This window comes from Pseudomonas brenneri (assembly GCF_007858285.1).
Classification (GTDB): domain Bacteria; phylum Pseudomonadota; class Gammaproteobacteria; order Pseudomonadales; family Pseudomonadaceae; genus Aquipseudomonas; species Aquipseudomonas brenneri.
In genome coordinates, this window is the sequence record NZ_VFIL01000011.1 from 139,616 (window position 1) to 163,869 (window position 24,254).

Below are 24,254 nucleotides of genomic sequence, written 5' to 3' on the forward strand. Positions count from 1 at the left end.
TGCTCGCGAAGGCGGTGCATCAGCCACCGGATGTATCGACTGACACACCGCTTTCGCGAGCAAGCCCGCTCCCACATTTTTGACCGAGTCCACATTGGTTCGGTGTTGGGTCAGAAATCCTTGCACAAACGCAGGGCGTCATAGATCGCGGCGTGGGTATTGCGCTGCGCCACACAGTCGCCGATGCGGAACAGCAAATACCCCTCCCCCGGTTCGCTCAGGCATGGCTGCGGCTTGATCGCGAACAGCGCCTCGACGTCCATCTGCCCCTTGTTGCGCGCCCCTTGCTTGAGGGCGTAATAGATCTCTTCATCCGGGCGCACGCCGTTTTCCACCACCACCTGGTCCACCACCCGCTCTTCCTTGGCCCCGGTGTATTCGTTCTCCAGCACTGCGATCAGCTTGTCGCCCTCGCGGTAGACCTTCTCCAGCATCATGTCGCCGGTCATGATCACTTCCTTGGGGTACATGCTGCGGTAGTAGGTGGGGAACGACGTACCGCCGATAGCCACGCCAGGCTTGATGTCGTCGGTGACGATCTCGACCTGGCAGCCCTTGTCGGCCAGAAAGTCGGCCACTGACATGCCGGTGAATTCACAGATGGTGTCGTACACCAGCACGTTCTTGCCCGGCGCCACCTTGCCGTCGAGCACATCCCAACTGCTGACCACAAGGCCTTCGGCTGCGCCCCAGTGTTCGTTCTGTTCGAGGAACGGATGCCCGCCCACCGCCAGTACCACCACATCAGGGCGTAGGTCGAGGATGGTCGCGGCATCCGCCGCCACGCCCAGGCGCAGGTCGACGTTGAGCCGTGCCAGTTCCAGCTGGAACCAGCGGGTGATACCGGCGATCTGGTCGCGCTGCGGTGCCTTGGACGCGGTGGTGATCTGCCCACCGATAAAGTCTTTTTTCTCGAACAGGGTCACATCGTGGCCACGTTCTGCAGCGACCCGAGCGGCCTCCATCCCGGCCGGGCCGGCACCGACCACGACCACTTTGCGTTTGGGCCCGATGGATTTCTCGATGATGTGCGGCACACCCATGTATTCCCGGGAGGTTGCAGCGTTCTGGATGCACAGCACGTCCAGGCCCTGGTACTGGCGGTCGATGCAATAGTTGGCGCCGACGCACTGCTTGATTTGGTCGATCTGGCCCATCTTGATCTTGGCGATCAGGTGCGGGTCGGCCATGTGCGCGCGGGTCATGCCGACCATGTCCACGTAGCCGCCTTCAAGGATGCGCGTGGCCTGGTTCGGGTCCTTGATGTTCTGCGCGTGCAGCACCGGGGACTTGACCACTTCCTTGATGCCGGCCGCCAGGTGCAGGAACGGCTCCGGCGGGTAACTCATGTTCGGGATCACGTTGGCCAGGGTGTTGTGGGTGTCACATCCCGAGCCGACCACCCCGATAAAATCGAGCATGCCGGTGTCGTCGTAGTACTTGGCGATCTGTTTCATGTCCTCGTGGGACAAGCCGTCCGGATGGAATTCATCCCCGCACAAACGGATGCCCACGCAAAAATCCGGGCCGACTTCGGCGCGCACAGCCTTGAGCACTTCCAGGCCGAAACGCATGCGGTTTTCGAAACTGCCGCCCCACTCATCAGTACGTTTGTTGACCCGCGGGCTCCAGAACTGGTCGATCATGTGCTGGTGCACCGCCGACAGCTCCACGCCGTCCAGGCCACCGGCCTTGGCCCGGCCTGCGGCGCTGGCGTAGTTGCCGATCACGCGCCAGATTTCTTCCGGCTCGATGGTCTTGCACGTAGCGCGGTGTACCGGCTCACGTACGCCGGAGGGCGACATCAGGGTCGGCCAGTTGAAGCCGTCCCAGCGCGAGCGACGGCCCATGTGGGTAATCTGGATCATGATCTTGGCGCCATGCTTGTGCATCGCGTCAGCCAGGTTCTGGAAGTGCGGGATGATGCGGTCGGTGGACAGGTTCACCGAACTCCACCATTCCTGCGGGCTGTCGATCGCCACCACGGAGGAGCCGCCACAGATTGCCAGGCCAATGCCGCCCTTGGCTTTCTCTTCGTAATACCTGATGTAGCGCTCGGTAGTCATCCCGCCGTCGGTGGCATACACCTCGGCGTGGGCGGTACTGAGCACACGGTTGCGGATGGTCAGTTTGCCGATCTGGATCGGCGCAAACATTGCTTCGAAAGCCATGGCACGGTCCTCGGCTTACAACGGCTTGACGGTGAACAGGCCATCATCGTGGCCCTCTTCGGAGCCTCCGTAGACTTGTTCGGCGACAGTGCGGATGTTGCTGCCGCGCGCTTGCAGAATCTGGTCCATGGCGCCGGCAAACCAGCCGGTGAACATGTAGTCGACCTTGCGCCCGACCTTGCCGTACACGTAGACAAATGCCGAGTGTTCGAGCTTGACGCTGGCGGTGCCTTTATCCAGGTCGATGTCCTGGATCTTGAACAGGCCCCAGCCGCGCTGCGACAGGCGCTTCATGTAGTGTTCGAACACCGCAACGCCTTGCAGGCCGTGGCATTCGGCTTCTTTTTCACACCAGTGCCAGGCGGATTTGTAGCCAGCCTTATAGAGGATCTCGGCGTAGGCATCAGCGCCCAGAACCTCTTCGATGCCCATGTGGTTGTTGACGAAGAAATGGCGCGGCACGTACAGCATTGGCAAGGCGTCGGAAGTCCAGACACCGGTTTCGCTGTCGACTTCAATAGGCAATTGCGGGGCGATCTTGGCCATGGAAACTCAACTCCAGAAAATTCTTGGTAATGCCCCGGCGCGAATGGCCGGGGGAGAAAAAACGGTGGCTTATTCGCCCCAGACGTCTTTCAACACGTTGACCCAGTTCTCGCCCATGATCTTGCGCACCACGCGCTCGCTATGGCCGCGCTTGAGCAGGGTCTCGGTCAGGTTGGGGAACTCGCCCACGGTGCGAATGCCCAGCGGGTTGATGATCTTGCCGAAGCTGGTCAGGCGGCGGGCGTAGCCCTTGTCATGGGTCAGCATTTCGAAGAAATCCTGGCCATGGCCCTGGGTGAAGTCGGTGCCGATGCCGATGGCGTCTTCGCCGACGATGTTCATGGTGTATTCGATGGCTTCGGCGTAGTCGTCGATGGTCGAATCGATACCCTTGGCCAGGAACGGCGCAAACATGGTCACGCCGACAAACCCACCGTGGTCGGCAATGAACTTGAGTTCTGCATCGGACTTGTTGCGCGGGTGTTCTTTCAGGCCGGACGGCAGGCAATGGGAGTAGCACACCGGTTTTTTCGATTCGAGGATGACTTCTTCGCTGGTCTTGGAGCCGACGTGAGACAGGTCGCACATGATGCCGACGCGGTTCATCTCGCCGACGATCTCGCGTCCGAAGCCCGACAGGCCGCCGTCACGCTCATAGCAGCCGGTGCCCACCAGGTTCTGGGTGTTGTAGCACATCTGCACCACGCCGACGCCGAGCTGCTTGAAGATCTCGACGTAGCCGAGCTGGTCTTCAAAGGCATGGGCATTCTGGAAGCCGAAGATGATGCCGGTCTTGCCCTGCTCCTTGGCGCGGCGGATATCGGCAGTGGTTTTCACCGGGATCACTAGGTCGCTGTTCTCGCGGATCAGGGTCTGGCTGGCCACGATGTTATTGATCGTGGCCTGGAAGCCTTCCCACACCGACACTGTGCAGTTGGCGGCAGTCAGGCCACCCTTGCGCATGTCCTCGAACAGGTCGCGGTTCCACTTGGCAATGATCAGCCCATCGATAACGATGCTGTCGGCGTGTAGTTCGGCTGGGCTCATCAGGCGTCCCCTTATTGGCGATACATGCGCCGAATCGTCTGCCGGCGCTTTGGGGCCAGCATATGCCCAGGGGCCGGTGGAGCCGGGTGCAAAAACGACAGGGGAATTGCCGAAAGCGTCAATCCACGACAAAGGGTGCTAAGACGTGTCTGTCCTGCATCTGTTCTTTGGCCTACGCTTGAGCCAGAATTCGACCCATCCACCGATATGAGAAGGCGCAATGAAACCGATTTTCCTGGCTTTGGCACTCCTCGCCACCGGCGTCCACGCAGCCGAAGACACCGACAGCACCCCGTGTGATGGCATCGAAAACGACAAACAGACCCTGGAATGCGCCTCCTACAACAAAACCACTGCCCAAGAGCTGCTCAAGGATAACTACCAGGGCCTGCTGGAACGCATGGGGTCTACCTATGCCAGCGATAAGGCACAGTTGGCGGACATCACCGCTCGTCTGAAGGATGCCCAGCAGAAGTGGGAAAAACTGCGGGATGCCGATTGCGCGGTGGACACCTTCCCGGCCGTGACCGGCACCAAGGCCTACGCCATTGCGCAGAATGACTGCCTGGCACGGATGAGTGATGAGCGGTCGGAGTTTTTGGAGTCGATTGGCCAGGAATAAGCGACAATCGCGCGCATCCTTTCCTCTGAACCAAGGCCACCCATGACTCTCTGCGGCATCGAAATCAAAGGCAGCGAAGCGATCATCGCCGTTGCCGCCCCGGACCTGACCCACGTCACCATGGCCACCAAGAAAATCGCCCTTGAGGACGATGACGAGGCCGCCAACGTCAAAGCCTTCGCCAGCCAAGTGGCCGCGTTTGTGCGCGATAACGGCATCACCCGCATCGCGATCAAGAAGCGCAGCAAGAAAGGCGAATTCGCCGGCGGCCCGACCACCTTCAAGATCGAAGGCGTGTTGCAGTTGCTGGACGGCGTTGAGGTGACGCTGCTATCGCCGCAAACCATCAATGCGCAGCACAAGAAGCACAACTTCGAACTGCCGGCGACGCTGAACAAATACCAGCATGAGGCGTTTAAAACCGCGTGCTCGGCCTTGGTAAAAAAATAAGCCACCCCACACATCCAATGTGGGAGCGGGCTTGCTCGCGAATGCGGTGTATCAGTCAACATCTTAATTGACTGACCCACCGCATTCGCGAGCAAGTCGAACCGTCGCACCGCCGCTCCCACATTTGGTTGGCGTGTGCCCAATAGGCTTACACCACCTCCCGCCGCCGATCCTCCCGCGGGCACTTGGCAAACCGCCCCCGGTAGCTTCGGGTGAAATACGACGGTGACTCAAACCCGCAGGCAATGCTCACCTCCAGCACGCTCATGCCGCTCTGGCGCAGCAGTTGCCGGGCCTTTTCCAGGCGCAAGCCGAGGTAGAAGGTGCTCGGTGTTTCGTTCAGATGCAGGCGGAACAGGCGCTCCAGCTGGCGCCGTGTGACCTTGATCATCTCCGCCAGCGCCAGGGTGCTCAGGGGCGGTTCGGTATGTAGCTCCATCTCGCCAATCACTTGCACCAACTTCTGGTTATTGATGCCGTAGCGCGTGGCAATCTGCATGCGCTGGTGGTCTTTGCGCGGGCGGATACGGCCCAGTACGAACTGCTCCGAAACCTGAATCGCCAGCTCCGGGCCATGGGCCTGGCTGATCAGGTCGAGCATCAGGTCGATGGAGGCGGTGCCGCCGGCGCAGGTGATGCGCCGGCGGTCGATTTCGAACAGCTCCTGGGTCACGGCCAGTGCAGGATAGGACTCCTTGAAGGCATCAATGGCTTCCCAGTGCAGGGTCAGGCGGTAGCCATCGAGCAGACCGGCCTGGGCCAGGACGAAGCTGCCGGTGTCGATGGCGCCGAGGGTCACACCGTCATGATCGAGGCGGCGCAGCCAGTGCTCCAGGGCTGGCGTGACGAACTCCAGCGGCTCGAAGCCGGCCACCACCAGCAACGTCGCGCCTTTTTTCAGTGGTGCAAGCCCCTCGTCAGCGTTCACCGACATGCCATTGCTCGCCAACACCGCGCCGCCATCGGCACTCAATACGTGCCAGCGATACAGCTCGCCGCGAAAACGGTTGGCCACGCGCAGCGGTTCAATCGCCGAGATAAAACCGATGGCGGAAAAGCCGGGCATCAGCAAAAAATAAAAGTCCTGGGACATACAAGCGCTCTCGTCAGGCGGGCAGCGTGTGTTGTGTGATACGCCAGTTCAATCGCCCATTCAAGAGTACGGGTCGCTACAGTGCAAGAGCAGGTCGCCGCCGTGCGTTTTGCCGGGTATCAAGGTGAGTAACTTGGCGACACGGCGCACAAAGACGCCGGAACCCACAATAACGACCTGCCGAGGGATCCATCATGAACCGACTGATCAGCCGCTGTGTGCTCGCACTCAGCGCCGTCTTGAGCACCAGCCTGTGGGCCGCCGAAGCCGCCTCCTGTAAAAACGTGCGCATGGGCGTGGTGAACTGGACCGACGTGATCGCCACCAGCGCCATGACCCAGGTGCTGCTCGACGGCCTCGGCTACACCACCAAACAAACCAGCGCTTCCCAGCAAATCATCTTCGCCGGCATTCGTGACCAGCGCCTGGACCTGTTCCTCGGCTACTGGAACCCGCTGATGACCCAAACCATCACGCCTTTCGTCGACGCAGGGCAAGTGAAAGTCCTCGACGCGCCCAGCCTCAAGGACGCGCGCGCCACCCTCGCCGTGCCGACCTACCTCGCAGACAAGGGCCTGAAAACCTTTGCCGACATTGCCAGGTTCCAGAAAGAGCTGGGCGGCAAGATCTACGGCATAGAACCCGGCTCGGGCGCCAATATCCAGATCAAGGCGATGATCGCCAAGAACCAGTTCGGCCTGGGCAAGTTCCAACTGGTGGAGTCCAGCGAGGCCGGCATGCTCGCCGCCGTAGACCGCGCCGTGCGTCGCAAGGAGGCCGTGGTGTTCTTTGGCTGGGCGCCGCACCCGATGAACGTCAACGTCGCGATGACCTATCTGTCCGGCAGCGAAGGTGCGCTGGGGCCCAATGAAGGCATGGCCACGGTCTGGACCGTCACCGCGCCGACCTACGCCGAGCAATGCCCGAACGTGCACAAGCTGCTGACCAACCTGACCTTCACCGCCGCCGACGAGAGCCGCATGATGCAGCCGCTGCTGGATCACAAGGACGCATTCGAATCGGCCAAACAATGGCTCAAGGATCACCCCCAGGACCAGCAGCGCTGGCTGGAAGGCGTGACCACCTTCGATGGCAAGCCGGCTGCCGCCAATCTGCAATTGACCCGCAAGTAATTTTTCCTGAATTCCGTTTCGCGGCCATCAACGGCCGCGAACGGCACCCTCACGCCTGTAAGGAACCCGCCCCATGAACTACGACGTCATCATCACCTGCGCACTCACCGGTGCTGGCGACACGAGCGCCAGAAGCCCACACGTGCCGGTCACTCCAAAACAGATCGCCGCTGCGGCGGTGGAGGCTGCCAAAGCCGGCGCCACCGTAGTCCACTGCCATGTGCGCGACCCGCACACCGGCAAATTCAGCCGCGACGTAGCGCTGTACCGTGAAGTGATGGAGCGCATCCGCGAGGCGGATATCGACATCATCGTCAACCTCACCGCCGGCATGGGCGGCGACCTGGAAATCGGTGGCGGCGAGCATCCCATGGAGTTCGGCCCCAACACCGACCTGGTCGGCCCGTTGACCCGCCTGGCCCACGTCGAAGAACTGCTGCCGGAAATCTGCACCCTGGACTGCGGCACCCTGAACTTCGGCGATGGCGACACCATTTACGTGTCTACCCCGGCCCAACTGCGTGCGGGCGCCAAGCGTATCCAGGAGCTGGGGGTGAAGGCCGAGTTGGAGATTTTCGACACCGGCCACCTGTGGTTCGCCAAGCAGATGATCAAGGAAGGGCTACTCGACAACCCGTTGTTCCAACTGTGCCTGGGCATCCCCTGGGGCGCACCGGCCGACACCACCACCATGAAAGCCATGGTCGACAACCTGCCTGCTGATGCTGTGTGGGCCGGGTTTGGCATTGGCCGCATGCAAATGCCGATGGCGGCACAAGCGGTGCTGCTGGGCGGCAATGTGCGGGTCGGGCTGGAAGACAATCTGTGGTTGGACAAAGGCGTGCTGGCGACCAATGGGCAACTGGTGGAACGCGCCGGGGAAATCCTCAGCCGCCTGGGGGCGCGGATTCTGACCCCTGCTGAAGGCCGCACAAAAATGGGCCTGACCAAACGCAGCTAATCCCCCTGCCGAAACCGGCTCCCACAATGAGCCTCTTTAGCACTGGAAATTACCGAACTTCTTTAGGACGCCACCATGAGCTTTATCACCGAAATAAAAACCTTCGCCGCCTTGGGCAGTGGTGTCATCGGCAGTGGCTGGGTGTCCCGTGCCCTCGCCCACGGCCTGGATGTGGTGGCCTGGGACCCAGCGCCCGGCGCCGAAGCCGCGTTGCGCAAACGCGTCGCCAACGCCTGGGGCGCCCTGGAGAAACAAGGCCTGGCCCCCGGCGCCTCCCAGGAGCGCCTGCGCTTTGTCGCGACCATCGAAGAATGCGTGAAAGACGCCGACTTCATCCAGGAAAGCGCCCCGGAACGCCTGGAGCTGAAACTTGAACTGCACAGCAAGATCAGCGCGGCCGCCAAGCCCAATGCGCTGATCGGCTCCAGCACCTCGGGCCTGTTGCCCAGCGAGTTCTACGAAAGCGCCACCCACCCGCAACGCTGCGTGGTCGGCCACCCGTTCAACCCGGTGTACTTGCTACCGCTGGTGGAAGTGGTCGGCGGCCGGCATACCGCACCCGAGGCCATCCAGGCGGCGATAAAAGTGTACGAATCCCTCGGCATGCGCCCCTTGCATGTGCGCAAGGAAGTCCCCGGTTTTATCGCCGACCGTTTGCTTGAAGCCCTGTGGCGCGAGGCGCTGCACCTGGTCAACGACGGTGTGGCGACCACCGGCGAGATCGACGATGCGATCCGCTTTGGCGCCGGCTTGCGCTGGTCGTTCATGGGCACGTTCCTGACCTACACCCTGGCCGGCGGCGATGCTGGCATGCGGCACTTCATGGCGCAGTTCGGCCCGGCACTGCAATTGCCGTGGACCTACCTGCCGGCGCCGGAACTGACGGACAAACTGATTGATGACGTGGTCGATGGCACCCGCGAGCAGTTGGGTAGCCATAGCATTTCGGCGCTAGAGCGCTATCGTGATGATTGTTTGCTGGCGGTGCTGGAAGCGGTGAAGACCACCAAGGCCAAACATGGCATGAGCTTCACTGAATAACGGCTGTTGATTTCTGTGGGAGCTGGCTTGCCTGCGATGACGGTGGTGAATCCAAAATCGCCATCGCAGGCAAGCCAGCTCCTACAGTTGACCGAGTACGGATCAGGGATTTATCAAATGCCAACGCTGACCACCTACACCACCAAAATCATCCCCGACTGGGTCGATTACAACGGCCACCTGCGCGATGCGTTCTACCTGCTGATCTTCAGCTACGCCACCGATGCGTTGATGGACACTCTGGGCCTGGACAGCGACAACCGCGAAGCCAGCGGCCATTCGCTGTTCACCCTGGAACTGCACCTGAACTACCTGCACGAAGTGAAACTGGGCGCCGACGTTGAAGTGCATACCCAACTGATCGCCCATGACAGCAAACGCCTGCACCTCTATCACAGCCTGCATCTGGTCGGCGAAGCACGGGAACTGGCGGGCAATGAACAGATGCTGCTGCACGTCGACCTCGCCGGGCCACGGTCAGCACCGTTCAGCGCGGCGGTTGCACAGCGGTTGGCGGTTATCAGTGCTGAACAAGCCGACCTGCCCCGGCCCGCCCTGCTCGGTCGCGTCATCGGCCTGCCCCAACGCTAACCCTGTAGGAGCGAGCTCGCTCGCGAAAATCGTTAACGAAGACGCGGGGCACCAGGAAGAACGCGACGCCCTTGAGTTTTTCGCGAGCAAGCTCGCTCCTACAGAACGGCAAAAACAGCCATAAAAAAGCCCCGATCAAGCCGTGACAAGATCGAGGCAGAGTGCTTTGTGTGAGCGTGCGTCCCGAGGGTGACCAAACCTTCAATCCGCTTGCTTGAAACCAGTGTGCCCGCAACGCTTGCCGGTAACTGGCCCGAAAGCGACATGCTCATAGTCGTTCCTGCCATTGTGGCATTCAGGTCTTGCCGACCCGTTGATGGCCCACCAGAATCGAACCTGATCGAAGTCTCCCCTAACCAGGATGAACATCATGATGCACGCCGATTTGATTGATCAGGATGACCTGCTGAGCCAACTGCGCTCGCTGGGTTTCGAGGTGTCCAGCGGTGCCACCGCCGAGCAGGCCTGTGAGTGCGCGGTACGCGGTTTGAGTGAGGCGCGGGCCAAGGCACTCAAGGGCATGGTCGAGCAGATGTACACCGGCAGCGCGACAATTCTGCCGGCGGTACGCCAGGCGATTGATAAGCAGTTGTTGCCGGCCCTGGTGCAGTTCAAACAGAACTCAGGCGCCTGATACACCGCATTCGCGAGCAAGCCCGCGCCCACATTTTGATGTGTGAATACCTTCAAATGTGGGAGCGGGCTTGCTCGCGAATACAGGCGACTCGATCTACAGCCTTACACTGGCAAACGTCGACTCATTGCGCGCCTGGCTCAACGCCGACATCGGCCCGGCCAACGGTGACAACACCAACGCCTGCGGAATCGGCATCATCGCCACTTGCTGGGTGGTATTGGAGCCTACGCGCTCATCCCGTGGCGGAATGCCGAAGTATTCGCGGTAGCACTTGGAGAAGTGCGGCGTGGACACAAACCCGCACACCGACGCCACTTCGATGATCGACATCGGCGTCTGCTTGAGCAACTGCCGTGCGCGAATCAGGCGCAGCTTGAGGTAGTAGCGCGACGGCGAGCAGTGCAGGTATTTCTGGAACAGCCGCTCCAACTGGCGCCGCGAGACGGCGACGTACACCGCCAGCTCATCGAGGTCGATCGGCTCTTCCAGGTTGGCTTCCATCAGCGCGACGATTTCCTGCAGCTTCGGCTGGTTGGTGCCGAGCATGTGCTTGAGCGGCACGCGCTGGTGATCCTGTTCGTTGCGGATGCGCTCGTACACGAACATCTCGGAGATTGCCGCCGACAGTTCACGACCGTGGTCGCGGCTGATCAGGTGCAGCATCATATCCAGCGGTGCGGTGCCGCCCGAACTGGTGAAGCGGTTGCGGTCGAGGGTGAACAGGCGCGTGCTCATCGACACCCGCGGGAAGGCTTCCTGCATCGATGCCAGGCATTCCCAGTGCACGCTGCAATCAAACCCGTCGAGCAGGCCGGCGCAAGCCAGGGCCCAACTGCCGGTACACACCGCGCCAAGACGGCGGGACTGGCGCGCCTGGCTTTGCAGCCACGACACATGCTCGCGGGTCACAGTGCGCTGGATACCCACGCCACCGCAGACAATCACAACGTCCAGGGCCGGGGCTTTGTGCATGGAGCAATCGGGGGTGATTTGCAGGCCATCGCTGGCCCAAACCTGATTGCCGTCGACGCTCAAGGTGCTCCAGCGATACAGCTCGCGACCGGACAACTGGTTGGCCATGCGCAGCGGTTCGACTGCGGACGCCAGGGAAATCAGCGTGAAATTGTCCAGCAGCAAAAAGCCGATGGATTGAGGCGCACGGTTCTGGGGTTGAGCCCCGGAGTTGAACGACGTCATCGCGGTATCTCCTCACACAAAGCGGGTGATGGCCTCAGGCGAGGCTCTTGTTATTGCACTCTTCGTCCATCAGGAGAGAGGCTTTGAATTGATAGAGCAATTGCCATGCCTAAAGTTGAATAGGCATTCAATAACTCCTGAAAACGACCTATTGAGGTGTCTATACAAGCCCACGCCCGGCGTGAGGATATGACTCGGAAAAATCCTACGCCCATGCTCTGTGAGCAGATCGGTAGCACTTGTGGGAAGGCGCTTTCAGGGCGTAGGAAACGTGTGTCACCGCACGCACGGGTGACGGGTGGCAGGCAGGGATATCGTTTGGCAGCTACTTATCTGTTTGCGACGCGCTAAAAGGTGGCGCTTTTGGTTGGGGTGTTCACTTTATGAGCAGCGGTGACCTGTCTACCGTCATCGCGAGCAGGCTTGCACCCACATTTTGATCTGTGAATACATTCAAATGTGGGAGCGGGCTTGCTCGCGAATACAGGCAACTCGGTATCACTGACTCAACACTCCACAGCACTCACCGCCAACCCACCCCGCGATGTCTCCTTGTACTTGTCATGCATATCCGCCCCGGTATCACGCATGGTGCGGATCACCCGGTCCAGGGAAATAAAGTGCTGGCCATCGCCACGCAAGGCCATCTGCGCCGCATTGATCGCCTTGACCGCCGCTATCGCGTTGCGCTCGATGCAGGGCACTTGCACCAGGCCGCCCACCGGGTCGCAGGTCAGGCCCAGGTTGTGTTCCAGGCCGATTTCTGCGGCGTTGCACACCTGCTCCGGGCTGGCACCCAGAATCTCTGCCAGCCCCGCAGCCGCCATGGCGCAGGCCGAACCAACTTCGCCCTGGCATCCGACTTCGGCGCCGGAGATCGAGGCGTTCTTTTTACACAGGATCCCGATTGCCGCCGCGCCGAGGAAGTAGTCCACCACATTGGCCTCGGTGACGACCTCACTGAACTTCATGAAGTAATGCAGCACCGCCGGGATGATCCCCGCCGCGCCGTTGGTCGGTGCCGTGACCATGCGCCCACCGGCGGCGTTTTCTTCGTTGACGGCCAGGGCGAACAGGTTGACCCATTCCATGGCGCTCAAGGTCGAGCCGATCACATTCGGCTTGCCCAACTCCTGCAGGCTGCGATGCAACTTGGCGGCCCGTCGCCGCACATTCAAGCCGCCGGGCAGGATGCCCTCGTGCTTGAGGCCCTGTTCGACGCAATCCTGCATGGCACGCCAGAGCTTCATCAGGCCACTGCGGATTTCTTCTTCCGGGCGCCAGACCTTTTCGTTGGCCAGCATCAGGTCGGCGACGCGCAGGTTGTGAGTCTTGCATAACTGCAACAACTCCACCGCGCTGGAAAAATCATAAGGCAGCTCGGTGCGATCCATATCCGCAACGCCACTGCGGGCCTGGGCCTCATCCACCACAAAACCGCCACCCACCGAATAGTAGGTATCGCGGTGCAACTCGGTCTGGGCGCCGTACACCACCAGGGTCATGGCATTGGGGTGGAACGGCAGGTTTTCGTCGATCAGGCGCATGTCCCGCGACCACAGAAAGGGAACAGGCAAACGGTTGTCCAGCAACAACGTACTGGTCTCACGCAGGGTCTCGATACGCAGGCCGATCTGCGACGGATCGATTGCATCCGGCCACTCGCCCATCAATCCCATGATGACTGCGTTGTCGCTGCCATGGCCGATGCCGGTGGCGGACAACGAGCCATACAGCTGGACTTCGACCCGTTGCACTTGCTCCAGCAGGCCACGCTCACGCAGGCCTTGAACGAACAGCGCGGCAGCCCGCATGGGGCCCACGGTATGGGAACTGGACGGCCCGATGCCGATTTTGAACAGGTCGAAAACGCTGATAGCCATTGCCGCGAAACTCCTCGATGAGCACAGGCCAGGCGCGATACAGCTGCTACGCTCAAGTCGCCCAGATGGCGGCATCATCAAGCTTTTATAGCGCCGTCCGGCGTCTCACACCGACGCACCCATGCTCAACAGCGTCGTCCTCGTGCAATGGGGCGCAATCGCCGTTTTTTGCGGCGCAGATCGAGAAAAAGTGCAGTTTTGCCCGTGGAAAAACCTGTAAGCGACGTCACCGACACTGGATACGACCATCCCTGTACTGGATACGACCCACCCTGTAGGCGTCAGATTTTCACTGGTACATGATCAGTCTCGACTCGTTTGCAAGGCATCGAGGCTGCGCATCGCTCGCACGCCCCAACTGCAACACTTATAAGCGCGGTCAAGCACCGCCGGAAAAACACCAGGAGTCCAAACCCATGAAAGGTTCCCCCCCGTTGTTGTTGGCCGCCATGCTGAGTCTTCCCCTTGCGGCCCACGCTGCTGACCCTGAGCAGTGCAGTACCGTCAACTTCTCCGATGTCGGCTGGACCGATATCACCGTCACCACCGCCACCACCAGCGAAATCCTCAAGGGCCTGGGCTACAAGCCGCGGACCACGATGATTTCCGTACCCGTGACCTACAAGTCCCTGGCCGACGGCAAGAACATGGACATCTTCCTCGGCAACTGGATGCCGACCATGGAAAACGACATCAAGCAGTACCGTGATGCCGGCACCGTGGAAACCGTGCGCGCCAACCTGGAAAACGCCAAGTACACCCTGGCAGTGCCACAAGCGCTGTACGACAAGGGCCTGAAAGACTTCGCCGATATCGCCAAGTTCAAGGATGAGCTGGGTGGCAAGATCTACGGCATCGAGCCTGGCAACGACGGCAACCGCACCATCCAGAGCGTGATCGACAAGAATCAGTTCGGCTTGAAAGACGCAGGCTTCAAGGTGGTCGAGTCCAGTGAAGCCGGGATGCTCTCGCAAGTGGAACGTGCTACCAAACGTGGGCAGGCCATTGTGTTCCTGGGCTGGGAACCACACCCGATGAACACCCGCTTCAAGATGAAATACCTGACCGGAGGTGACGATTCATTCGGCCCCAACTACGGCCAGGCCACCATCTACACCAACACCCGCAAGGGCTACTCCGAGGAATGCAGCAACGTGGGCCAGTTGCTGAAAAACCTGGTGTTCACCCTGGACATGGAAAGCACCCTGATGGGTAACGTCCTCGACGACAAGATGAAACCCGACGCCGCCGCCAAGGCCTGGCTGAAGAAGAACCCGCAAGTGCTCGACACCTGGCTCGCCGGAGTCACCACCCTTGATGGCAAACCAGGACTTGCCGCCGTAAAAGCCTATCTCGACAAGTAATCGCTGACCCCGGGCCGGCGTGCCGGCCCGGGATGTTTTCCCTTTTCGCATGTGGACATTCACTACCATGCTGACTGAACAGAAAATCCCACTAGGCCAGTACATCGCTGCCTTCGTCGAATGGTTGACGCAGAACGGCGCCGATTACTTCGACGCGATCGCATCGACACTGGAAACGATGATCCACGGCGTGACGTTCGCGCTGACCTGGTTCAATCCGCTGGCATTGATCGGTCTGATTGCGCTGCTTGCTCACTACATTCAACGTAAATGGGGCCTGACGGTGTTTGTCATCGCCTCCTTCCTGCTGATCCTCAACCTGGGGTACTGGCAGGAAACCATGGAGACCCTGGCCCAGGTGCTGTTCGCCACCCTGGTCTGCGTGGTCATCGGCGTGCCGCTGGGCATTGTTGCCGCGCACAAGCCGATGTTCTATACGATGATGCGCCCGGTACTCGATCTGATGCAGACCGTGCCGACCTTCGTCTACCTCATCCCGACCCTGACCCTCTTCGGGCTGGGTGTGGTGCCCGGCCTGATCTCCACGGTGGTGTTCGCGATTGCCGCGCCGATCCGCCTGACCTACCTGGGCATCCGCGATGTACCCCAAGAACTGATGGACGCCGGTAAGGCCTTTGGCTGCTCCCGGCGCCAGTTGCTCTCGCGCATCGAACTGCCCCACGCCATGCCGAGCATCGCTGCCGGCATTACCCAATGCATCATGCTGTCGTTGTCGATGGTGGTGATCGCAGCCCTGGTGGGCGCCGACGGCCTCGGTAAACCTGTGGTCAACGCGCTGAACACCGCCGACATTGCCCTGGGCTTTGAAGCGGGCCTGGCGATTGTGCTGCTGGCCATCATGCTCGACCGTATCTGCAAACAACCCGACGCCAAAGTAGGGGGTGATGCATGAGCATTATCCGATTCGACAATGTCGATGTGATCTTCTCCAAAGACCCACGCGAAGCCCTCAAGCTGCTGGATGAGGGGATGCACCGCAACGAAATCCTGAAAAAGACCGGGCAGATTGTCGGCGTGGAAAAAGCCAGCCTGGATATCGAGAAAGGCGAGATCTGCGTGCTGATGGGTTTGTCGGGCTCCGGCAAGTCGAGCCTGTTGCGCTGTATCAACGGCCTTAACACCGTGAGCCGTGGCCAGTTGTTTGTGGAGCATGAAGGTCGCCAGATCGACATCGCGTCATGCACGCCGGCCGAGCTGAAAATGATGCGCACCAAGCGTATCGCCATGGTGTTCCAGAAGTTCGCCCTGATGCCCTGGCTGACCGTACGTGAAAACATCAGCTTTGGCCTGGAGATGCAGGGTCGCCCCGAGAAGGAGCGGCGCAAACTGGTGGACGAAAAGCTGGAGCTGGTGGGCCTGACCCAATGGCGCAACAAGAAGCCCGACGAGCTGTCTGGCGGCATGCAACAGCGCGTCGGCCTGGCCCGCGCACTGGCGATGGACGCCGACATCCTGCTGATGGACGAACCGTTCTCGGCCCTCGACCCGCTGATCCGCCAAGGCCTGCAGGATGAACTGCTGGAGCTGCAACGCAAGCTGAGCAAGACCATCGTGTTCGTCAGCCACGACCTCGACGAGGCACTCAAGCTGGGCAGCCGGATTGCGATCATGAAAGACGGCAAGATCATCCAGTACAGCGTGCCGGAAGAAATCGTGCTGAACCCGGCGGATGACTATGTGCGCACCTTCGTCGCCCATACCAACCCACTGAACGTGCTTTGCGGCCGCAGCCTGATGCGCACGCTGGACAACTGCAAGCGGGTCAATGGTTCGGTGTGCCTGGACCCGGGCGGCGACTCGTGGCTGGACCTGGCCGAAGGCAACACCATCCAGGGCGCACGGCAAAATGGCGCGGTGATGAACCTGCAGAACTGGGCGCCGGGGCAAGCCGTGGAAGACCTGGGGCGGTTGCCGACCTTGGTGGATTCGAATATCGGCATGCGTGATGCGTTGCAGATTCGCTACCAGACCGGCAACAAGCTGGTGCTGCACGACAACAACAAGGTGGTGGGGATTCTGGGGGATAGCGAGCTGTACCATGCCCTGCTGGGCAAGAACCTGGGCTAATAAGGCTTTTTGTAGGAGCGAGCTTGCTCGCTCCTACATTTGACCGCATTGCCAAGTTTGAACAGGCGGTGTCAGTGACGACACCGCCGGCTTTTATCAGCTATAGACACGGCCAAGGAGCTGCCGATGGCTTTCAAACTGATCGAGCACATCCCGGGTGATCTGTTCCTGGGTGAAGCCCATCAGGTCGTATTCCTGACCGCCGTTGTGCAGGTAAACCTCGGCACGGTAGTAGCGCGCACGCTCCTCCTGCGCCTCGATCGACTCGCTCGGCGCCGCCAGGTAGCCATCCAGGCTCACCTCGTAGACAAACGGGTTACCTTCCATCTCGATCCGCACGCCGATGCAGCGCTTGGATTTACCCAGCAGCGTCTGCACATCCAACCCTTGGGCGCGCAATGCCACGGCCGCTTCTTCCAGCGCCGGGGTGACTTTCTTGTCCATGAAGCGCTGCACCACAGCCTGGCTCGGTTGCAGGTCCTGGGCAGTCAGGCGCTCGCTGAAACCGCGACGGCCACGTTCGGCCAATTGCGCCTGCTCCTGTTCGATGGCCACGTCCTGGCGCATAGCCTTGTGCAAACCGAACATAAAGAAGATCAGCACCACCGAGAACGGCAAGCCCGCCAGCACCACCATGGTTTGCATGGCTTCGAAGTTACCGGCAAACAGCAGGCCGATGGTCACCAGGGTGATCACCGCCGACCAGAAGATCCGCAGCCAGTGCGGCGCATCCTCATCCACATTGCCGCCCTTGCAGGACAGGTTGGCCATCATCACCGCACCAGAATCCGCCGGTGTCAGGAACAGCACAAAGCCGACAAAGATCGACACGCCGATCACCACTTTCGACGCCGGGTAGTATTCGAGCAACTGGTAGATCGCCATGGAGGGTTGCTCCAGCGCGGTCTTGCCCAGCTCCACGGCCCCATGGTTGAGCACCAGGTCCAGGGCCGAGTTGCCGAAGATCGACAGCCACGCCAGGGTAAAGCCCAGCGGGATCAGCAGTACGCCCGCCACCAGCTCACGTACGGTACGGCCACGGGAAATACGCGCGATGAACATGCCCACGAATGGTGCCCAGGAAATCCACCAGGCCCAGTAGAACAGGGTCCACAGGCCCATCCAGCGCTCGGACTTCTCGCCATCGCCTTCGTACACGTACAGGTCGAAGGTCTTGAGCACCAGGCCGTTCATGTAGTCGCCGATGTTCTGCACAAAGCCGTTGAGCAGGTGCAGGGTCGGGCCAAACAGCAGCACGAAAATCAGCAGGCCGCTGAACAACACAATGTTGAGGTTGGACAGGCGGCGAATGCCGTTCTCCACACCCGACACGGCAGCGATGGTCGCCACGGTGCTCATCACGATGATCACGATCAGCAGGTTGGTGTTGCTGTGCTCCATGCCGAACAGGTTTTCCAACCCGGACGACACTTGCATCGAGCCAATCCCCAGGTTCGTCACCAGGCCCAGCAGGGTCACGAACATACCGAAGCCGTCCACCGCGTGACCGGCCGCGCCTTTGACCCAACGCTCGCCCATCAATGGGTACAGCGCCGAACGCAAGGCCAGCGGCTGGTTATGCCGGTAGGCGAAGTACGCCACGGCCAGGCCGACCAGCGCATAGATCGCCCAGCCATGCAGGCCCCAATGCAGGAAGGTCAACTGCAACGCCTGGCGCGCAGCCATCTGGGTGGCGGCAGCACCTTCAGGCGGGTTGAAGTAGTGGTCCAACGGCTCGGACGCGCCGAAGTACAGCAACGAAATGCCGATGCCCGAAGAGAACAACATGCCGGCCCAGGCGCCGTAGCTGAAGTCCGGGGTATCGGCCTTGCTGCCCAGCTTCAATTTGCCGTAGGAGGAAAACGCCAGGCCCACCACGAATACCAGGTAGGCGGCGATGACCACCATGTAGTACCAGCCAAAGCTTTTCGAGAGCCAGGTCTGGGCGATTCCCAGCATTCTGCCGGCCTCTTGCGGGGCGATGATCAGAATGGCAGTCAACAACAGGATCAACGCGGTGGAGGTGTAGAACACCCAACCGTTGACCCGCACCTTTTCCGGCGGGGTCTTTATAAGAGAGGCAGAACTCATGGCACAGAGGCTCCGGGCAGTGCGAGAGAGGACACAAGGCAGCGCTTGACCCGCGCCATCGATTTTTCGGCAGTCGACGGACGGGTGTTATAAAGACATCCCGAAAATCCTCGAACCCCAGCGACGCGCTGTCATGGGCTGTTTCAAGGGTTTTTGTGGATGTCAGATGCGTCTGCCTACACGTAGGAAATACCTGTAGGCAGCGACCATTTGTCGCAGATCTTATTCTTTGTTGATTGAACGTTCAATCAAAACAAAATAGACTGGCCCTCAACCCGACGAACGTTTACGCCCGTCGGCAGGCCTAAGGAGAGGTGCTACATGCCCAAGGTCGGTATGCAACCCATACGCCGCCAGCAGTTGATCGAAGCCACATTGACGGCCATCGATCAGGTAGGGATGGGAGATGCCAGCATTGCGCTGATCGCCCGTCTGGCCGGAGTCTCGAACGGCATCATCAGTCACTATTTTCAGGACAAGAATGGCCTGATCGCCGCAACGATGCGGTACCTGATGAATGTGCTGATCGAGAACGTCCACGAACGCCGGCAGGCATTGAAGGAAGACAGCCCCCGGGCGCACCTTCAAGTGATTATTGGCGGCAACTTCGACGCCAGCCAGGTCAACGGCCCGGCAATGAAAACCTGGCTGGCCTTCTGGGCTACCAGCATGCACCACCCGTCTTTGCACAGGTTGCAGCGGATCAACGATCACCGCCTGTATTCCAACCTGTGCTGCCAGTTCCGCCGTGTGCTGCCGCTGGAAGATGCACGCAGCGCAGCCCGAGGCCTGGCGGCCCTGATCGACGGTTTGTGGTTGCGCGGCGCCCTGTCGGGAGACGCTTTCGACACGGAGCAGGCGCAACGGATCGCTTACGAATACATGGACTTCCAATTGGCCAAGCAGGTGAGTTAGAGCACACATAAACGCTCAACCCCTGAACGGCTACTGAGTGGGCTGCGCCCCTCAGTGGTTAACGCCAACCACTTATGCACTTGCGAGGACTTTATGGCCCGTTTCGAACTGCAAAAACTCTACATTGACGGCGGCTACAGCGACGCTGGCAGCGATGCCACCTTCGAAGCCATCAACCCGGCTAACGGTGAAGTTCTCGCCAACGTGCAACGCGCCACTTTCGAAGACGTCGAACGTGCCGTGGTCAGCGCCGAAAAGGGCCAGAAAATCTGGGCCGCGATGACCGCCATGGAGCGTTCGCGCATCCTGCGTCGCGCCGTGGAAATCCTGCGCGAGCGCAACGACGAACTGGCTGCCCTGGAAACCCTGGACACCGGTAAAGCTTTCTCCGAAACCAAGTACGTCGACATCGTTACCGGCGCCGACGTGCTGGAATACTACGCCGGCCTGGTGCCTGCCATCGAAGGCGAGCAGATCCCGCTGCGCACCACCTCATTCGTCTACACCCGCCGCGAGCCGCTGGGCGTGGTCGCCGGTATCGGTGCGTGGAACTACCCGATCCAGATCGCCTTGTGGAAATCCGCCCCGGCCCTGGCCGCTGGCAACGCGATGATCTTCAAGCCAAGCGAAGTGACGTCGCTGACCACCCTGAAACTGGCCGAGATCTACACCGAAGCCGGTGTTCCGGACGGTGTGTTCAACGTCCTGACCGGTAGCGGCCGTGAAGTCGGCACCTGGCTGACCGAGCACCCGCGCATCGAAAAAATCTCCTTCACCGGCGGCACCGACACCGGCAAGAAGGTCATGGCCAGCGCTTCGAGCTCCTCGCTCAAAGACGTAACCATGGAACTGGGCGGCAAATCCCCACTGATCATTTTCGACGACGCCGACCTCGATCGCGCCGCCGACACCGCGATGATGGCCAACTTCTACAGCTCCGGCCAGGTCTGCACCAACGGCACGCGCGTGTTTATTCCAAAGCACCTGCAAGCCGCCTTTGAAGCCAAGATCGTCGAACGTGTTGCGCGCATCCGCGTCGGCAACCCGGAAGACGAAAACACCAACTTCGGCCCGCTGGTCAGCTTCGCCCACATGGAAAGCGTGCTGGGCTATATCGCCAAAGGTAAAGAAGAAGGCGCACGCCTGCTGTGCGGCGGCGACCGCCTGACCGCTGGCGACTTCGCCAAGGGTGCATTCGTTGCACCGACGGTGTTCACTGACTGCACCGATGAAATGACCATCGTGCGTGAAGAAATCTTCGGCCCAGTGATGAGCATCCTCACCTACGAGACCGAAGAAGAAGTGATCCGTCGCGCCAACGACACCGACTTCGGCCTGGCTGCAGGCTTGGTGACCAAGGACTTGAACCGCGCCCACCGCGTGATTCATCAGCTCGAAGCGGGTATCTGCTGGATCAACGCCTGGGGCGAGTCCGACGCCAAGATGCCGGTTGGCGGCTACAAGCAGTCGGGTGTTGGCCGTGAGAACGGGATCAGCTCGCTGAACAACTTCACCCGCATCAAATCGGTACAGGTTGAGCTGGGCGACTACGCCTCGGTGTTCTAAATCCGAGTGATGTGCTGCTCGCGAGGCCGCCGCCTTCGCGAGCAAGCCCGCTCCCACATTTGATTTGTGTACGCCTTCAAATGTAGGAGGGGGCTTGCTCCCGATGAGTGCGAAGCACTCGCCTCATCTGACCATCTCCAAAGAGGGTGCATTTATGTCCCAAGAATACGACTACATCATTGTGGGTGCCGGCTCCGCCGGTAACACCCTGGCGACCCGTCTGACCGAAGACGAAGGCGTCACCGTCCTGCTGCTGGAAGCCGGCGGCCCGGACTACCGTCTCGATTTCCGTACCCAGATGCCTGCCGCCCTGGCGTTCCCGCTGCAAGGCCGCCGCTACAACTGGGCCTACGAAACCGATCCAGAGCCACACATGGATGGGCGCCGCATGGAATGTGGTCGCGGCAAGGGCCTGGGTGGCTCGTCGCTGATCAACGGCATGTGCTACATCCGTGGCAACGCCATGGACTACGACGGCTGGGCGAAACTGCCAGGCCTGGAAAACTGGAGCTATCTGGACTGCCTGCCGTATTTCCGCAAGGCCGAAACCCGCGACATCGGCCCTAACGATTACCACGGTGGCGAAGGCCCGGTCAGCGTGACCACGCCAAAAGCCGGCAACAACCCGCTGTTCCACGCCATGGTTGAAGCCGGCGTGCAAGCTGGCTACCCGCGTACCGAAGACTTGAACGGCTACCAGCAAGAAGGCTTCGGCCCGATGGACCGTACCGTCACGCCGAACGGCCGGCGCGCCAGTACTGCCCGTGGCTACCTGGACACTGCCAAGAAGCGTTCGACCCTGACCATCGTCACCCATGCCCTGACCGACAAAGTGTTGTTCGAAGGCAAGCGTGCAGTCGGCGTGCGTTACCTGATCGGTGCCGCCGAAGAACGTGTTGAAGCCCGTGCACGCAAGGAAGTGCTGGTGTGCAGCGGCGCCATCGCGTCGCCGCAACTGCTGCAACGCTCCGGTGTAGGCCCGGCCAAACTACTGGAAAGCCTCGACATCCCGGTGGTCCACGACCTGCCAGGCGTCGGCGAAAACCTGCAGGACCACCTGGAACTGTATCTGCAATACGCGTGCACCCAACCGGTCTCGTTGTACCCGTCGCTGCTCTGGTACAACCAGCCGGCGATTGGTGCCGAGTGGCTGTTCAACGGCACCGGCATCGGCGCCAGCAACCAGTTCGAAGCGGGCGGTTTTATCCGTACCCGTGAAGAGTTCGAATGGCCGAACATCCAGTACCACTTCCTGCCGGTAGCGATTAACTACAACGGCAGCAACGGTGTGAAAGAGCACGGCTTCCAGGCGCACATGGGCTCCATGCGTTCGCCGAGCCGTGGTCGCATCCAGCTGAAGTCGAAGAACCCACGGGACTACCCGAGCATCCTCTTCAACTACATGGCCACCGAGCAGGACTGGCAAGAGTTCCGTGATGGCATCCGCCTGACCCGTGAAATCATGCAGCAGCCGGCACTGGACCAGTACCGTGGCCGCGAAATCAGCCCGGGCATCGAGGTGCAAACCGACGAGCAACTGGACACGTTCATCCGCGAGCATGCCGAAACCGCGTTCCACCCGTCCTGCTCGTGCAAGATGGGCACCGACGAGATGGCCGTGGTCGATGGCGAAGGTCGCGTGCATGGCATGCAGGGCCTGCGAGTGGTCGATGCGTCGATCATGCCGATCATCACCACCGGTAACCTCAACGCGCCAACGATCATGATCGCCGAGAAAATCGCCGACAAGATCCGTGGCCGCCAGTTGCCGCGCAGCACTGCGGACTACTACGTGGCCGGCGATGCGCCTGTGCGTGGCAAGCCGTTGCGTGAAGTGGGTCCTACCCTGTAAGAGCGAGCTTGCTCGCGAAAAACCTCAGAACACCGCGGGGCACCCGATGCCCCGCGTTATCGTTAGCGACATTCGCGAGCAAGCTCGCTCCTACAAAACCCTTCCTACACCGCCTCACCCTTGATCCCACCCCCCGCGCCGGCCTAATCTAGTCCCTCGCGCAAACGTTTCACCTCCCTACCGACACGCCGGCTTCTGCCTGGCCACGAGGCTTTCTCATGTTTGATGTCGTTTCTTCGAGCAAATGGCCTACCGGCTTCCTGATCAATCCAAACGTTGAACCGCTGGACCCGAAATGGCTGAAGGAATTCAGCAAGATTCCGGCCGCTGCAGTCAGCGACTGCCTGGGCCGTAACGTCGGCGGCCTGGGTCTCAAGGCGTTCCACGGCAATGCGCCGATGCTCGGCAGCGCGCTGACCGTGCGTGTGCGCCCCGGTGACAACCTGATGATCCTCAAGGCCATGCAAATGGCCCGCCCGGGCGATGTGCTGGTGATCGACGGCAGCGCCGACCTGACCCGCGCCGTGTTCGGCGGCATCATGCGCGCCATGGCCCTCAAGGCCGGCATTGTCGGTGTGGTGATCAACGGCGCCCTGCGCGACCTCGACGAATGGCAGACCGGCGAACTGCCGGCCTACGCCATCGGCGGCGTGCACCGTGGCCCGAGTACGGACGGCGGCGGTGAGATCAACGTGCCGATCTCTTGCGCAGGCATGCTGGTCGCGCCTGGCGACTTGATGATCGGCGATGGCGACGGCGTGGTTGCCGCATCCCGTAGCGAACTGCCGGAACTGCTGGTGCGCTGCCACGACCTGCTGGCGCGCGAGCAGGCTACACTGGCGGCTATCGAAGCCGGCACCCTGGACCCTGATCGTTTTGATGCGATCCTGCGCGCCAAGGGCTGCCCGGTCTAACCCTGTAGGAGCGAGCTTGCTCGCGAAAAACCCAAGAGCGCGGCATTTATCCAGAATGCCCGCGCCATCGTTCGCGACCTTCGCGAGCAAGC

Annotated in this window: 21 protein-coding genes; 14 read left to right on the forward strand and 7 right to left on the reverse strand. The window is 60.8% G+C overall.

All coding sequences use genetic code 11. The features are described 5' to 3' along the window. Positions 1-110: 110 nt before the first annotated feature. The 3 genes from dgcA to FJD34_RS22735 all read right to left on the reverse strand — a co-directional run bounded on the left by dgcA (position 111) and on the right by FJD34_RS22735 (position 3,764). A complete protein-coding gene (gene dgcA, locus FJD34_RS22725) occupies positions 111-2,171 on the reverse strand; it encodes a dimethylglycine demethylation protein DgcA (RefSeq protein WP_090292265.1) in 2,061 nt (686 codons plus the stop codon). Between the two features lie 15 nt (positions 2,172-2,186). Continuing rightward, the gene (locus FJD34_RS22730; protein ID WP_065942711.1) at positions 2,187-2,717 is read right to left on the reverse strand and encodes a DUF5943 domain-containing protein; all 531 of its coding nucleotides are present in this window, start codon (positions 2,715-2,717) and stop codon (positions 2,187-2,189) included. Positions 2,718-2,786: 69 nt separating this feature from the next. After that, positions 2,787-3,764 carry a dipeptidase gene (locus FJD34_RS22735; protein WP_032858660.1) on the reverse strand — a complete coding sequence of 326 codons (978 nt, stop codon included), beginning with the start codon at positions 3,762-3,764 and terminating at the stop codon, positions 2,787-2,789. Between the two features lie 220 nt (positions 3,765-3,984). Here FJD34_RS22735 and FJD34_RS22745 point away from each other — a divergent pair, with 220 nt between their 5' ends. Together FJD34_RS22745 and FJD34_RS22750 are read left to right on the forward strand one after the other, a co-directional pair. Then, positions 3,985-4,386: a lysozyme inhibitor LprI family protein gene (locus FJD34_RS22745; protein ID WP_032858661.1), complete on the forward strand. Its 402-nt coding sequence runs from the start codon at positions 3,985-3,987 to the stop codon at positions 4,384-4,386. A 42-nt stretch (positions 4,387-4,428) separates the two neighbouring features. After that, positions 4,429-4,836 carry a DUF3010 family protein gene (locus FJD34_RS22750; protein WP_032858663.1) on the forward strand — a complete coding sequence of 136 codons (408 nt, stop codon included), beginning with the start codon at positions 4,429-4,431 and terminating at the stop codon, positions 4,834-4,836. 148 nt (positions 4,837-4,984) lie between these two features. Here FJD34_RS22750 and FJD34_RS22755 read toward each other — a convergent pair whose 3' ends face one another. Next, entirely contained in the window at positions 4,985-5,929 is a 945-nt protein-coding gene (locus FJD34_RS22755) for a GlxA family transcriptional regulator (RefSeq protein WP_032858664.1), read from the reverse strand. Positions 5,930-6,123: 194 nt separating this feature from the next. Here FJD34_RS22755 and FJD34_RS22760 point away from each other — a divergent pair, with 194 nt between their 5' ends. The 5 genes from FJD34_RS22760 (at position 6,124) to FJD34_RS22780 (ending at position 10,289) form a co-directional block, all read left to right on the forward strand. Further along, a complete protein-coding gene (locus FJD34_RS22760; RefSeq protein ID WP_032858667.1) occupies positions 6,124-7,062 on the forward strand; it encodes a choline ABC transporter substrate-binding protein in 939 nt (312 codons plus the stop codon). Between the two features lie 73 nt (positions 7,063-7,135). After that, on the forward strand, positions 7,136-8,023 hold the full coding sequence (locus tag FJD34_RS22765; protein ID WP_032858669.1) for a beta-keto acid cleavage family enzyme: 888 nt from the start codon (positions 7,136-7,138) through the stop codon (positions 8,021-8,023). Between the two features lie 75 nt (positions 8,024-8,098). Next, entirely contained in the window at positions 8,099-9,064 is a 966-nt protein-coding gene (locus FJD34_RS22770; RefSeq protein ID WP_032858670.1) for an L-carnitine dehydrogenase, read from the forward strand. 117 nt (positions 9,065-9,181) lie between these two features. Continuing rightward, a complete protein-coding gene (locus tag FJD34_RS22775; RefSeq protein WP_032858672.1) occupies positions 9,182-9,655 on the forward strand; it encodes a thioesterase family protein in 474 nt (157 codons plus the stop codon). 370 nt (positions 9,656-10,025) lie between these two features. Continuing rightward, entirely contained in the window at positions 10,026-10,289 is a 264-nt protein-coding gene (locus FJD34_RS22780) for a hypothetical protein (RefSeq protein WP_029300669.1), read from the forward strand. Between the two features lie 96 nt (positions 10,290-10,385). On the opposite strand, the gene gbdR is transcribed toward FJD34_RS22780, so the two are convergent. Both gbdR and FJD34_RS22790 read right to left on the reverse strand, forming a co-directional pair. Further along, on the reverse strand, positions 10,386-11,489 hold the full coding sequence (gene gbdR, locus FJD34_RS22785; protein WP_032858674.1) for a choline metabolism transcriptional regulator GbdR: 1,104 nt from the start codon (positions 11,487-11,489) through the stop codon (positions 10,386-10,388). Positions 11,490-11,995: 506 nt separating this feature from the next. Then, positions 11,996-13,372: an L-serine ammonia-lyase gene (locus FJD34_RS22790; protein ID WP_032858676.1), complete on the reverse strand. Its 1,377-nt coding sequence runs from the start codon at positions 13,370-13,372 to the stop codon at positions 11,996-11,998. Positions 13,373-13,788: 416 nt separating this feature from the next. Between FJD34_RS22790 and FJD34_RS22795 the strand changes: the two genes are divergently transcribed. From FJD34_RS22795 to choV, 3 genes are all read left to right on the forward strand, one after another. Then, entirely contained in the window at positions 13,789-14,736 is a 948-nt protein-coding gene (locus tag FJD34_RS22795; protein ID WP_032858678.1) for a choline ABC transporter substrate-binding protein, read from the forward strand. A gap of 67 nt (positions 14,737-14,803) precedes the next feature. Then, positions 14,804-15,649 carry a choline ABC transporter permease subunit gene (gene choW / locus FJD34_RS22800; RefSeq protein WP_032858679.1) on the forward strand — a complete coding sequence of 282 codons (846 nt, stop codon included), beginning with the start codon at positions 14,804-14,806 and terminating at the stop codon, positions 15,647-15,649. Continuing rightward, on the forward strand, positions 15,646-16,824 hold the full coding sequence (gene choV / locus FJD34_RS22805; RefSeq protein ID WP_032858680.1) for a choline ABC transporter ATP-binding protein: 1,179 nt from the start codon (positions 15,646-15,648) through the stop codon (positions 16,822-16,824). The genes choW and choV overlap by 4 nt, the downstream gene beginning before the upstream one ends. 96 nt (positions 16,825-16,920) lie before the next feature. Here choV and FJD34_RS22810 read toward each other — a convergent pair whose 3' ends face one another. Next, a complete protein-coding gene (locus FJD34_RS22810) occupies positions 16,921-18,858 on the reverse strand; it encodes a BCCT family transporter (RefSeq protein ID WP_223232692.1) in 1,938 nt (645 codons plus the stop codon). A gap of 378 nt (positions 18,859-19,236) precedes the next feature. Between FJD34_RS22810 and betI the strand changes: the two genes are divergently transcribed. The 4 genes from betI (at position 19,237) to FJD34_RS22830 (ending at position 24,162) form a co-directional block, all read left to right on the forward strand. Further along, the gene (gene betI / locus FJD34_RS22815) at positions 19,237-19,830 is read left to right on the forward strand and encodes a transcriptional regulator BetI (protein ID WP_032858683.1); all 594 of its coding nucleotides are present in this window, start codon (positions 19,237-19,239) and stop codon (positions 19,828-19,830) included. Positions 19,831-19,923: 93 nt separating this feature from the next. Then, positions 19,924-21,396, forward strand: a complete 1,473-nt coding sequence (betB, locus tag FJD34_RS22820; RefSeq protein WP_090292270.1) for a betaine-aldehyde dehydrogenase — start codon at positions 19,924-19,926, stop codon at positions 21,394-21,396. 154 nt (positions 21,397-21,550) lie between these two features. Further along, positions 21,551-23,248 (forward strand): choline dehydrogenase, encoded by a 1,698-nt coding sequence (gene betA / locus FJD34_RS22825; RefSeq protein WP_032858687.1) that lies wholly within the window; start codon positions 21,551-21,553, stop codon positions 23,246-23,248. 218 nt (positions 23,249-23,466) lie between these two features. After that, a complete protein-coding gene (locus FJD34_RS22830) occupies positions 23,467-24,162 on the forward strand; it encodes an RraA family protein (RefSeq protein WP_032858688.1) in 696 nt (231 codons plus the stop codon). The last annotated feature ends 92 nt before the right edge of the window (positions 24,163-24,254 follow it).

What these genes read in the sequence shown, in the direction of transcription:
- FJD34_RS22795 (WP_032858678.1), top strand. Translation starts at nt 13,789, where the DNA reads ATGAAAGGTTCCCCCCCGTTGTTGTTGGCCGCCATGCTGAGTCTTCCC.
- FJD34_RS22760 (WP_032858667.1), top strand. Translation starts at nt 6,124, where the DNA reads ATGAACCGACTGATCAGCCGCTGTGTGCTCGCACTCAGCGCCGTCTTG.
- FJD34_RS22830 (WP_032858688.1), top strand. Translation starts at nt 23,467, where the DNA reads ATGTTTGATGTCGTTTCTTCGAGCAAATGGCCTACCGGCTTCCTGATC.
- choW (WP_032858679.1), top strand. Translation starts at nt 14,804, where the DNA reads ATGCTGACTGAACAGAAAATCCCACTAGGCCAGTACATCGCTGCCTTC.
- FJD34_RS22790 (WP_032858676.1), bottom strand. Translation starts at nt 13,372, where the DNA reads ATGGCTATCAGCGTTTTCGACCTGTTCAAAATCGGCATCGGGCCGTCC.
- FJD34_RS22750 (WP_032858663.1), top strand. Translation starts at nt 4,429, where the DNA reads ATGACTCTCTGCGGCATCGAAATCAAAGGCAGCGAAGCGATCATCGCC.
- betI (WP_032858683.1), top strand. Translation starts at nt 19,237, where the DNA reads ATGCCCAAGGTCGGTATGCAACCCATACGCCGCCAGCAGTTGATCGAA.
- choV (WP_032858680.1), top strand. Translation starts at nt 15,646, where the DNA reads ATGAGCATTATCCGATTCGACAATGTCGATGTGATCTTCTCCAAAGAC.
- FJD34_RS22775 (WP_032858672.1), top strand. Translation starts at nt 9,182, where the DNA reads ATGCCAACGCTGACCACCTACACCACCAAAATCATCCCCGACTGGGTC.
- betA (WP_032858687.1), top strand. Translation starts at nt 21,551, where the DNA reads ATGTCCCAAGAATACGACTACATCATTGTGGGTGCCGGCTCCGCCGGT.
- FJD34_RS22780 (WP_029300669.1), top strand. Translation starts at nt 10,026, where the DNA reads ATGATGCACGCCGATTTGATTGATCAGGATGACCTGCTGAGCCAACTG.
- dgcA (WP_090292265.1), bottom strand. Translation starts at nt 2,171, where the DNA reads ATGGCTTTCGAAGCAATGTTTGCGCCGATCCAGATCGGCAAACTGACC.
- gbdR (WP_032858674.1), bottom strand. Translation starts at nt 11,489, where the DNA reads ATGACGTCGTTCAACTCCGGGGCTCAACCCCAGAACCGTGCGCCTCAA.
- FJD34_RS22745 (WP_032858661.1), top strand. Translation starts at nt 3,985, where the DNA reads ATGAAACCGATTTTCCTGGCTTTGGCACTCCTCGCCACCGGCGTCCAC.
- FJD34_RS22765 (WP_032858669.1), top strand. Translation starts at nt 7,136, where the DNA reads ATGAACTACGACGTCATCATCACCTGCGCACTCACCGGTGCTGGCGAC.
- FJD34_RS22735 (WP_032858660.1), bottom strand. Translation starts at nt 3,764, where the DNA reads ATGAGCCCAGCCGAACTACACGCCGACAGCATCGTTATCGATGGGCTG.
- FJD34_RS22730 (WP_065942711.1), bottom strand. Translation starts at nt 2,717, where the DNA reads ATGGCCAAGATCGCCCCGCAATTGCCTATTGAAGTCGACAGCGAAACC.
- FJD34_RS22755 (WP_032858664.1), bottom strand. Translation starts at nt 5,929, where the DNA reads ATGTCCCAGGACTTTTATTTTTTGCTGATGCCCGGCTTTTCCGCCATC.
- FJD34_RS22770 (WP_032858670.1), top strand. Translation starts at nt 8,099, where the DNA reads ATGAGCTTTATCACCGAAATAAAAACCTTCGCCGCCTTGGGCAGTGGT.
- betB (WP_090292270.1), top strand. Translation starts at nt 19,924, where the DNA reads ATGGCCCGTTTCGAACTGCAAAAACTCTACATTGACGGCGGCTACAGC.